Raw genomic sequence first — 11,476 nt, forward strand, 5'->3', positions numbered from 1 at the left:
ATTGATAGCGGATGGGGTTCTTAGTTTTCGTCGGTTTCTACAGAGGCGTTGGTCTTGGCTTCGGCTGCCTTGATCTTGGCAAGTTCTGCTTTGGCTTCTTGTACTACTTCAGGAAAATCTGAAAAGTTGGTCGTTACACTCTCCAAGATATAGGTAGCCTGATAGGCATCACCAAGTGCGTAGAAATTTTTAGCCATTAGCACCAAGCCTTTGGCACCGTATAATTTATAGCCGCTGTATTCTTTCGCTAATTGCTGCACTGCGGTGTTCGAAGCTTCATACTCCCCTGCTTTGTGTTTAAAATAAGCATCGTAGTACAGGGCTTCTGCTGCCAACTGACCTGTTGCGATCTTTGACACTTCGGCATAGGCAGCTTTGGCTTTCTGCTCATTGTTGGTTTTCATGGCAGATCGCGCAATGATCACCTGGGCATCACTTTTAATAGCATTATCGATTTTGGTATTCTGCAACACTTTTTCGGCATAATCTACCGCTTCACTATATTGCTTGAGCTCATAGCTGGCCTTCATGCTATTGGTTTGCGCAAAAATGATGTTCTGAGGAAAATCGGCTTCCGTCTCTAATCGCTTCAAATAAGTTAGCGCATTCTTATAATCGTTTTGAGTGAGGTATACTTCGGAAATACGAGCCAACGCTTGTTCGGTGAATTCACTACGCTCCTTGGACACCACAAACGTGTAATGCGGTATGGATTTTTCCGAAGCATTATCGGCAAAATACAACTGCCCCAAATAGAAATGAGCCTGAAGTGCATGTTGCCCATTTGGAAATTGCTCTAAATAGCTCTCAAAACGTGTGATCGCCTGATTCGTCTTGTTTTCAAGATAAGGTTGTTCCGCCGCCTGATAGGTGGCATCGTCTAACTCGGCATCTTCTACTTGTACGTAGTCTAACCCTTGCACCCAATTGGCATAAGCATCTACGCGACCTTGATCGATATAGATTATTTTTGCTGAAGCTACTGCTTGCAATGCTTCCGGCGTAGCAGGGAAATCGGCAGCCACTTTTTTGAAAATGGTTAATGCTTCATTACTATTTCCGGTATTGTCATAGATCAAAGCTTTTTTAAGCAGCGTTCGTGCGATATAACTGCTTTTTGGGATCTCGCGTATCAACTTATCGTAGGTCGTGAGTGCATCATTGGTGCGATCTAATGACACATACGTATTTCCTAATTCGTAAAGCGCATCGTCCCTATAGACTGAAGTGGGAAAGTTGCGTGTAAACGCAGTAAGTCCGTCGATCTTACTTTCAGTCCTATCTACGAAACCGTAGCTGATCGCCGTCTGAAATGACGCATAATCTGCATCGGGTGTGTTGAGCTCTATCGCTTGATTGTAATTTTCCATGGCCGGCCAGTATTGACTGGTGACAAAGTAGCTATCTCCCAATCGTAAGTAAGCATCCTTTTGTCGAACACTCTCGGCGGTTCCTGATGTAGCATAACTCTTAAAGTTTTCTATGGCTTCGGAATAATTCTTCAATTTAAATTGATTGTAGGCTAGATTGTAGCGTATGTTATCGTGTTCGGGCGTGGCCGATGCACCCGGCAGCTGTAAGAACTGTTTGTACCCTATCAACGAAGCTTCAAAATTAGAAAGATTGTAGTCGCTTTCCGCTTTCCAAAGGGTGGCACGCGCTGTGAATACTTGATCGCGCGGCTCTTTTAGTGATTTGTCGAAATACGTGATCGCCTCTTGGTATTTTCCCGCATTGTACAACTCGATCCCGCGATAGAATGCTACTTTTTGGTAGGCTAGTTTGTTCTCGAACGATTTATTGTTCTCCAGTAATTCGATGGCAGCTTTGTAGTTCTTCGATGTGATATACGAATCGATAAGCAGATCCTTTAAGGCGTCGTTGTTCTTGTTCTGCGGATACGCTTCGATAAACGATAGGATGACCTGTGGAACACTTTGGTAACTATTTCCTATTTCATAACTCAGCTTCGCATAATTGAGCCAAGCATCTTCTTGGATCTCGGCACTAAAGTCCATTTCCGAAGCATTTTTAAACGCATTAAGTGCCTGCTGTTTTTGGTCTAGTTTTAAATAACTTTCGGCCAAATGATAATAGGCGTTTTGTGCCACAGCATTGCGACCGTCCACGATCTTATTGAACTCGTTAATAGCGTTTTGATAAGCCCCTTGTTTGTAATAAGCATAGCCCAATTGGTAATAATCGGTGTTGTTCCATTTTCCTCGTTTCCCTTTGTATTCTCGAAGATAAGGGATGGCTTCTTCGTATTGTTCCAAATTAAAATAACTCTCACCAATAATTTTGGAAAGCTCACTTTTTTCTTGCGGACTCGAACGGTCGTATTGTTCTTTGCCCATGTCGATGGCCTTTTGGAACTTCCCAAGCTTAAAGTTCATATCGGCTTGGTAGTAGCTAAGGTCTTCGGCATAACGTTCTTCGTCCTTTACATCTTCAAATAGTTCGTTGGCTTCTTCATAATCGTCGCCTTCGTACGCTATAAAACCCAAGTAGTACTTGGCTTGGGAGCCATATTTTTCCGAAGTGCTTACCCGATTAAAATACTTCTTGGCCTCAGTGTATCTCTTTGCCTTAAAATAAGCGTATCCTACATTAAAATGATAGCGATCGCGTTCGCTTCTTGGCACATTGGCATCGTCTACCTTGTCATACCATTTTAACGCATAGGAGTATTTACCATTTTCGAAATAATAATTAGCTACATTTATATAGGCATCATTACGTCGAATACTGGTGGGGTACTCCTGTACGAAATCCTCCATAAGTGCATCGGCATTCTGTTGGTTTAAACGAACAGCGCAATTCGCAATATAATAGGCACAATCACCTTGTATGGTCTCATCTTCTGCTTCGCTCTTAACTCGAGTAAACAAATTTTGAGCGGCTAAGAATTGGTTGTTCTTGTACAATTCGATCGCTTTGTTATAATCAACGAGCTCGTTGGTATAAACTGCGGTTTGTTGGGAAAAAGAAAGCGTGGTGATAAGTAGGAAAAGGGACCCGATTAGGAGGTTCTTGATCATAGGATTGAGGTTTTTTGCATCTAGCTTGCTTACCTTATAACGGCACAATTGAATGTTAATTATGTTTTATTTCTTCGGAAACCGATAAAACCCGAAAATTACTTATTTTTAAGAATTGTACATACGTTAATCAAAACTTCTTATGAAAAATCTATTGTTAATAGCCATGGTCCTTCTCACAGTTTCCATGACCGCACAGCGAAACCGTTATAAAAATATTACCGAATTAAATGGTAAGATAGGAATTGGCACTTCCCAACCCGATGAACTATTGACAGTTAAAGGAAAGATACATACCCAAGAGGTGTTGGTAGACCTCAACGGAGCGGTTGCACCCGATTATGTATTCGAATCGTATTTTACGGGAACATCGACCTCGAATCCGTTGTATACTATGCCAACCTTAGCCGAATTGGCAAGTTATATTGAAGAACATCATCACTTACCCGGCGTGCCTTCGGCTGCCACGCTGGAAGAAGAAGGTATTTCATTAAAGGAAATGAATTTGGTGTTGCTTCAAAAAATTGAAGAACTAACCTTATATACCCTAGAACAACAACGAGAGATCGAGCAATTAAAAAAAGCGGTTTCAAGCATTGAACCAAAAGAATAATTGCAATTTCTCATTCACCTATAGGTAATTCAGTTGGAGTTTGCCGTAATTCAACCTACATTTGAACATTAATTTCTAAACCAATATCCTACATGTCGCAACCTGTGCTTTATCTAAAAGATGCTTCCGTATTTCAACGCGAGAACTTAATTCTTTCCGACGTCACCATTACGGTTGAAAAAGGCGAATTTGTCTATCTTATAGGGAAGACAGGAACCGGTAAAAGTAGCTTTATGAAAACCTTGTATGGCGATCTGCCTCTTCAGAAGGGAGAAGGAGAAATCGTAGGTTACGATCTAACTACGTTAAAGGAGAAAGAGATCCCTTTTTTAAGGCGCAAGTTGGGCGTGGTCTTTCAAGACTTTAAATTGCTTAATGACCGCACCGTACATAACAATCTCCTATTTGTACTAACGGCTACAGGCTGGAAAGACAAGCCTGCCATGGAAAGTAAAATTAACGAAGTACTCGATAAAGTAGGAATGAAGACCAAGGCGTTTAAATACCCTTACCAACTCTCCGGAGGGGAACAACAGCGTGTGGCAATTGCACGCGCGTTGCTCAACGACCCCGAGTTGATCTTAGCCGATGAGCCTACCGGAAATTTAGATCCGCAAACCAGTGTCGAGGTAATGGAAGTGCTACAAGAGATCAATAAGAATGGAAACACTATTTTAATGGCGACGCACGACTATGCATTGCTGTTAAAGTACCCGTCCAAGACTTTGAAATGTGATGAAAATCAGATATTTGAGGTAGTTCAAACCACTGTTTAATATGCAATCGATCCCTGCTTCTGAAACTATTGCGCTCTCTGTTGTTATTCCAATTTACAACGAGGAGCAGATCATCGATGAACTCTATCAACGACTGGCAAAAAGTGTTTCTGAAGTTACCTCCTCTTTCGAATTGATCTTCGTAAATGACGGAAGCAGCGATAATTCCTTATTAGAACTCATTCGTCTGTCGGAACAACACAAGCAGGTATATTATATAAATTTTAGCCGAAATTTCGGCCATCAAATTGCAGTCACAGCCGGTCTGGATGCCTGTCGTGGCGAGGCTGTAGTAATTATAGATGGGGACTTACAGGACCCTCCCGAACTCATTCCTACACTTTATAAAAAACACAAAGAAGGCTTCGAGGTGGTGTATGCCAAACGTAACAAACGACAAGGAGAAACCTTCTTTAAAAAGACCACTGCTAAACTTTTTTATCGGTTATTAAAACGAATGACCTCGACCGAGATCCCAGTAGATACAGGTGACTTTAGATTAATAGATCAAAAAGTCGTGCGTTATCTTCGGAAAATGCCGGAGCAGAACAAATTTTTACGTGGTCAAATCGCATGGTTAGGCTTTAAGCAAACACATGTACTATACGATCGCGATAGCAGGAAAGCAGGTGAAACCGGATATACTTTTAGCAAGATGTTCCAATTTGCCATGGATGGCATCACAGGGTTTTCAGACAAACCTTTGGCCTTTGTTAGTCGTATTGGTTTTTTTATCTCCTTTATCTCGTTCCTAATTATTCTCTACGCCGTCTACGCACATTTCGTGATGGACGAGACCATTACGGGATGGACCTCATTAATTGTAAGTATCATGTTTATTGGTGGCATTCAGTTAATTTCGGTTGGTGTGATTGGAGAATACATAAGTCGAATCAATAAAAATGTAAGAGATCGACCTCTCTATATTGTAGCCGAGACCAATATTAAGAATCCGGAAGATGCAGATGGATCGTAACATAGCAGATAAGTGCTTTCAAGGTCTATTCTATCTATTGTGTGTATGCTATATAATTTTTTATATGCCCTACGGATTAGAAGGCTCCGACACCGGATATATCTTCGGTTCGAGTTGGAATATTTACAACGGCCAGTTACCCCACCGCGATTTTATCTATACACGACCTGCGATTCCAGCTTTTTTTCATACCATTTTTTTGTTTATTTCTGAAACCTATGGTTATGTCATAGATCGCGCTTTCTTTTATGTTCAAGTTTTTTTCTACTCCTATCTGGGAGCCAAATTGCTCACCTACCACTTCGGGATCACCTCTATTGCCACTCGTTATTTTATTGCAATTATTGGCGCCTTGGTATCTATACACAACTATCCGCCCATGGGCTGGAACACTATAGACGGTGTGTTCTTTTGTATGATCGGGATGTATTTATTGCTCAAAAAGGACAGCAAACCCTATCATATTTTCTTTAGCATGCTTTTTCTCGTATTAGGTGTGTTCTCAAAACAATCTTTTTACTTTATGCCCATCTTTATTGCTGGGTATCTACTACTTACCAAAGATTGGTACCGCATAAAATATTTTGTGCTTTTTGGCATTGTTTGGGTGGCTTGTTATGTCGGATTTAAGTCGGCTACCGATTCTCTAACCCCATTCTTAGAACAAACGTTTCATCGTACTGAATCTTCTGCATTACTAAACGCCGGACTCAAAAACTATTACCTAGCGATAAAATCGAATGTAATCTATGTCCTTGTCGCAATTGCTGCAACTTGGGCTGTTTATAAATTCCTACCCAAAAAGTACGGCTTCTTACTTGTTAGTTTGACCATCGCAGCTGTGATGATCGCACTATACCAACAGGAGAACAGCATCTCTGTCTTTAAACGATCCTTGCTTCAGGTATTGTTCGTTTTTGCTGTGATCTATTCGGTAGTAATGCTTCGGAAAGATCGCAACTTCCTATTACTACTCTTGTTATTAACCTTAAGCTGGAGCGCTTCCATAAGCAACGGATTTAAAACACCCATACATTTTTCACTCCCTATTTTCTTTAGTATCTACTATTTATTCTTCTACACTGCAATTCCTTCCGAAGAAAACAAAAAAATAGCTCCCTGGATCGCTGGAACGGTGATAACGGCATTTCTAATTACATTCTACATAGGGTACCAGACCATTTATCGCGACGCTCCAAGAAGTGAACTTGTATATGAGATGGACACTGTTTTTCCCCAACTCGCTACTATTAAAAGTGATAAGGCAACGTTTGAAAAATACAGTGAGCTAAAAGCCTTAGCACAACAATATCCTAACTTTACCGTGATTCCTACACTTACTCTGGCACATTATTTAACCAAAACGGTAAATCCTATTGGTACGGACTGGCCTCACGACGCCGAAGTAAATGATCAAGGTGATCAACTCGCCAAACAGCTGGCCGAGAAAAAAAGTTTTGTTTTCGTTGAAAAATCTGACGTTAGCGAAAAAGAACTCAATTTCTATGAGATCCTCGACAGCATTACTGCACAATGGCAGCTAGAAAAAGAAACTGCTTATTTTAGTGTATATTCGCCTCCCAAAGCAAAATAAGCAATCTTAGCGCGGCTCCTATGGAAGCACAATTTGAAGAACGGTATCACGAAATTGAAAAAACGCATTTCTGGTTTAAAGCCCGACGCGACTACATTAAGCAATTGCTTAAAAATACTCCCAAAGATGCCAAGATCCTGGATATAGGTTGTTCTTCCGGTATTTTATTGAATGAATTACAAGACGAAGGATTTGCCTTAAAAAACTTGTTCGGGGTCGATTTTAGCGAAAAAGCCATTGCAAACTGCAAAGCGAACGGTATTGAAAATGCGTTTGTAATGGACGCACAACATATAACATTACCGCAGCAATTTGATATAATTATTGCGTCCGATTGTCTTGAGCATTTGCAAGAGGATGAAAGCGCACTTCAAAATTGGTATAATCTGTTAGACGAGCAAGGAAAGATCTATGTGTTCGTACCGGCACATATGTCGCTATGGAGCTATCATGACGAGGTAAACCTCCACTATCGTCGGTATTCGAAGAAGGAGCTGATCTCAAAAATGCAATCGGTTGGATTTAAAATTAAAAAATCAAGCTTTTGGAACGCTGCGCTATTTCCACCGGTTTATTTACTTCGGAAGTTTGCAAGTTTTTCACGAAAAGCTACTAAGGAAACTACAGGCGATCTAAAGTTGCATTGGACCAACCCTGTGTTGTATTCATTACTTCGTGTAGAGAACAAGATATTATCGCATACCAACTTACCATTTGGCATTAGTACGTTTTGCATTGCCAGCAAACGTTAATCTTCTTGTTTCTCCAACTCTGGATCGATGCGTAGCACGATACCCTTGGCATTTGTAGAACTTAAAGAAGTACCGGGTTTTAGAACAATCTTTTGCTTTGCCGTTAATTGAAGACTTGCATCGAGCGCAAAGACTTGATTGCGAATCCGCACTTGTTTCGAAAGTGCATTCACGACAAAATCCCAACGATCAAAAAACTGATTCTCTATTATAACTTCTTCGGAAGGTGAAATAAGGTCATGCGTCATTTTTACAGCTCTCCCGGTATGCAACGCTCCCGAACCATAGTGTCCTGCAAATTTTCGATTCGCAGGTATATAATTGATATTGGTAGAGGTGATCTTTAGAATACTCTCAACTTCATCGGGAGTGAGTCCGGGATGGAGCGAAAGCATAAGTCCGATGGTTCCGGTCACCATGGGTGTTGCCATAGAAGTAGATTGAAATTCGTTGTATTGATATTCCGGCTTTAGGAGATAGTTTCCGAAGCTAAAGATCAATAGTCCCGGCGCTGCAATGTCTACAGCAGGATTCAATGTAGCTGTGGTTGCACCCCAAATATAGGGTTCGTTTTCGGGATCGTTACCTCGAAATCCGATGGATCGTCCCAAATAATTTTCTATGTTCTGTGCGTAATAGGTACCGCTCTCCAGAATGTTCAAGTTATCGTAAACCGTAGGATATTTGTAGGCTACCGAAGTCACAGAAATTACATTGTCGTAGGAAGCCGGGTAGTAATATTTCTCTCCCTTGTGAGGTAGCCATCCTCTATTTCCTGCTCCGGCAACGATAATGGTTCCGTTTTCGTGCATTTCATTGATTGCCGCTTGAGCGGTCTCGTGTTTCGCCCCAGAGATCCAGCTACAATTGATCACCCGTGCACCGGCTTGTGAGAGCTCGACCAAATGTTCTAGCGTATTAAAGGACGCAGTATACGTTGTAGCATACACACTGCAATCGTAACATATGCCCGGAATACCATATCCGTTATTTCCTTGGGCCACGGCAGTGGCTGCAATACTGTACCCGTGCCCTCCAGCTAAGGGCGATTCTCGTATCACGGTGATCTTGTCCTTAAAATCTGGATCGTCTACAGGCAATGCCCCATCTGAAATTCCTATGATCACATCACGCGAACCAGTAGTATACGCCCAAGCTTGCGGCACACCCAAATAATCGTAATAATCGAGCACCGCGGGAGCACCCTTATACACTCCCGATTTATTGGTGAGACCGTAGTCATCGGGATAGAAAGTGGCGACAGCAGGGTCGGGAACTCGTTCGGCAAATTCGAATATGGTGGGAGCCTCTTTTAACAGTGTTTCTTTTAAATTGCTAGAAAGGGTCTTTACAAAATACGTTCTTCGTAAGATGTCGCTGCGCACTTTTTCGAAAGTTCGTTTAAAATCGAAGATGACGTGATCGTCAAGTATATCCTTTAATTGCGTATCGACGCCGTCATACAGCACTTTATCTCCCTGTTGTTTGAACGGCAATAAAGGAGTGTTAGGTCGAACGCGAATGTAAAACGTAGTCGTATCCGGTTTCTCTTCTCGCACTTCTTCCTCTATTTGAGCCATTGAAGAGACAGGCAACAGTACCATTAGGATACCCATTAAAACGAAGATGTACTTTTTGCTCATGGAATAATTTAGAACTTTGAATGTACCAAAATTCGCTGATTTTACAAAACATCCGTACTTTTGTGAGTTATGAAACTGCAAGGGCTCTCGATTCTTATTCCTACCTATCAATACAATGTATTTCCGTTAGTGCAATCACTGCATGCGCAGGCCGAAAAATTAGAGATCGAATTCGAGATCTGTGTCTTCGATGATGCCTCACCTACTCCGGTAGCCGAAAATGAAGCGATCAATACGTTAAAAGAGGCCACTTATACAATTTTGGAAAAGAACATTGGTCGCAGTGCCATTCGAAACTTATTGGCCGAAAAGGCGGCATTTGACACCTTGTTGTTCTTAGATGCCGATACCGAAGTGATTCGACCCAATTTTATCGAAGCGTATACCGAGGCAATTCAACCCGACACCCAGATCATCTATGGAGGTATCGTGTACCAAGAAGACCCACCACAAACCGATCAAATGCTGCGCTGGCAATACGGCAAAGAACGTGAGGCGCTCACCGTGGCAGAGCGACAAAAGGAGCCTCATTTGCGATTCTTAACGCTGAACTTCCTTATCAAAAAAAGTGTCTTCGCCCTATTACGATTCAACGAGGAGATACCCAATCTTAGACATGAGGACACCTTATTTGCGTTGGACGCCAAAAAGCAGCAGATCAACGTACAGCATATAGACAATCCGGTAGTTCATTTAGGGCTGGAAAGTAGTGAGGTCTTTCTTCGGAAGTCGAACGAATCGGTTGACGCCTTGCAACTCTTCGTCAAGGAAGGACTAATTAATGCTAATGAAACCGCCTTATCTAAAAAAGCAGAAGCAATTAAGAACGGATTAAGTGGCCACATGGTTCGATGGATCTATCGTACCTTTAAAAAGCGTATGGAGCACAACCTATTGTCTAAAAAGCCATCTCTTTTTATATTCGACATCTACAGATTAGGATATTATTTAGAAACTAAATCGACCTAAGCATGCCAAAATTTGCTGTCGCTATTGCGGTCTACAACAAGGAAACGCACATTGCACAAACCTTGCAAAGTGTGCTCGACCAAACCTTTACCAATTTTGAAGTGGTGATCGTTAACGACGGCTCTACCGATGCAAGTGAAACCGAGATACAACAATTTTCCGACCAACGAATTCAATATAGCTATCAAGAGAACAAAGGTGCCGGAGCAGCCCGCAATGCTGCGATCGCTCAAACTACAGCTCCTTGGATCGCACTATTGGATGCCGATGATCATTGGGAGCCTAACTACCTTTCAGAAATAAATGATCTTATCGAAAAACACCAAGACCATAAGGTCTTTGCCACTGCCATCGCCATAGAAAAAAGTGGTGTTACCGTAGAATCTGTATATTCAATTCCTAATTTGAAGCAAGGCGAAACAAAAGAGGTTAATTTCTTTGAAGCAAGCAGTATTAATAGCATCTTGACCAGCTCAAGCACGGTATTGCATCGGTCGGTTCTAGAGGACGTCGGAATGTACGATCCGCGTATAAAAAGTGGACAAGACACCGATCTTTGGATTCGTGTGGGTCTTGCATATCCCATTCTTTTTCTGAATAAAAGTCTTGCTACCTACAGGCTCGAACCTCAAAGCTTATCGAATACCACCTTCAATGTTTCAGACAAAGCAACTTTTGAAGCCTACGAATCACTCGAAGCCAATAACCCGGCACTCAAGAAATTCTTGGACCTCAATCGATTTTCACTCGCGATTTTAGCAAAATTGGGTAATGACCGTGAAGCCTTCCGAAGAAATTACAATAAAATAGAACTTTCTAACCTCAACAGAAAACAACGGTTCTTATTAAAAGCGCCTGCCTATCTTGTAAAAAAATTACACCGATTAAAAACGTATTTCGAAGGTCGAGGAATCTACCTAACCGCGTTTTCGTAGCAAATAAAACACACCGTTACGGGGTATCTAACTTATATTTAATAAAATCCTTGTAGTCGCGAATGTAATCTTCTTCCTTATAGGTATCGCTAACCAACGAGAGGCAAACCGCACCGGCCGAGAAATTTTCCAATTCACGCCAAATACCATTCGGGATCAGTAACCCCTTATTAGGAC

The 11,476-nt window shown here is 41.6% G+C and carries 10 protein-coding genes; 7 read left to right on the plus strand and 3 right to left on the minus strand.

Annotation, left to right across the window (positions count from 1 at the left end; translation table 11 throughout):
- Positions 1-20 precede the first annotated feature (20 nt).
- The gene (locus DWA30_RS12430; protein ID WP_114492862.1) at positions 21-3,041 is read right to left on the minus strand and encodes a tetratricopeptide repeat protein; all 3,021 of its coding nucleotides are present in this window, start codon (positions 3,039-3,041) and stop codon (positions 21-23) included.
- A gap of 142 nt (positions 3,042-3,183) precedes the next feature.
- Between DWA30_RS12430 and DWA30_RS12435 the strand changes: the two genes are divergently transcribed.
- The 5 genes from DWA30_RS12435 to DWA30_RS12455 all read left to right on the plus strand — a co-directional run bounded on the left by DWA30_RS12435 (position 3,184) and on the right by DWA30_RS12455 (position 7,752).
- On the plus strand, positions 3,184-3,654 hold the full coding sequence (locus DWA30_RS12435; RefSeq protein WP_136073203.1) for a tail fiber protein: 471 nt from the start codon (positions 3,184-3,186) through the stop codon (positions 3,652-3,654).
- A gap of 92 nt (positions 3,655-3,746) precedes the next feature.
- Entirely contained in the window at positions 3,747-4,430 is a 684-nt protein-coding gene (locus tag DWA30_RS12440; protein WP_114492864.1) for a cell division ATP-binding protein FtsE, read from the plus strand.
- Between the two features lies 1 nt (position 4,431).
- Positions 4,432-5,406, plus strand: a complete 975-nt coding sequence (locus DWA30_RS12445; protein WP_114492865.1) for a glycosyltransferase family 2 protein — start codon at positions 4,432-4,434, stop codon at positions 5,404-5,406.
- 64 nt (positions 5,407-5,470) lie between these two features.
- Positions 5,471-7,000, plus strand: a complete 1,530-nt coding sequence (locus DWA30_RS12450) for a glycosyltransferase family protein (RefSeq protein WP_114492866.1) — start codon at positions 5,471-5,473, stop codon at positions 6,998-7,000.
- A gap of 20 nt (positions 7,001-7,020) precedes the next feature.
- Positions 7,021-7,752: a class I SAM-dependent methyltransferase gene (locus tag DWA30_RS12455; protein ID WP_114492867.1), complete on the plus strand. Its 732-nt coding sequence runs from the start codon at positions 7,021-7,023 to the stop codon at positions 7,750-7,752.
- Here DWA30_RS12455 and DWA30_RS12460 read toward each other — a convergent pair.
- Positions 7,749-9,395 carry a S8 family peptidase gene (locus DWA30_RS12460; RefSeq protein ID WP_114492868.1) on the minus strand — a complete coding sequence of 549 codons (1,647 nt, stop codon included), beginning with the start codon at positions 9,393-9,395 and terminating at the stop codon, positions 7,749-7,751. The genes DWA30_RS12455 and DWA30_RS12460 overlap by 4 nt on opposite strands.
- 69 nt (positions 9,396-9,464) lie before the next feature.
- Between DWA30_RS12460 and DWA30_RS12465 the strand changes: the two genes are divergently transcribed.
- Complete coding sequence (locus DWA30_RS12465) at positions 9,465-10,364, plus strand: glycosyltransferase family 2 protein (protein WP_114492869.1); 900 nt, start codon at positions 9,465-9,467, stop codon at positions 10,362-10,364.
- Between the two features lie 2 nt (positions 10,365-10,366).
- Entirely contained in the window at positions 10,367-11,299 is a 933-nt protein-coding gene (locus DWA30_RS12470) for a glycosyltransferase family 2 protein (RefSeq protein ID WP_114492870.1), read from the plus strand.
- A 16-nt stretch (positions 11,300-11,315) separates the two neighbouring features.
- On the opposite strand, the gene DWA30_RS12475 is transcribed toward DWA30_RS12470, so the two are convergent.
- Positions 11,316-11,476: WxcM-like domain-containing protein (locus DWA30_RS12475; RefSeq protein WP_210725408.1), on the minus strand; the 161-nt coding region annotated here is incomplete at its 5' end.

Source organism: Candidatus Ulvibacter alkanivorans, assembly GCF_003333325.1.
GTDB lineage: Bacteria > Bacteroidota > Bacteroidia > Flavobacteriales > Flavobacteriaceae > Ulvibacter_A > Ulvibacter_A alkanivorans.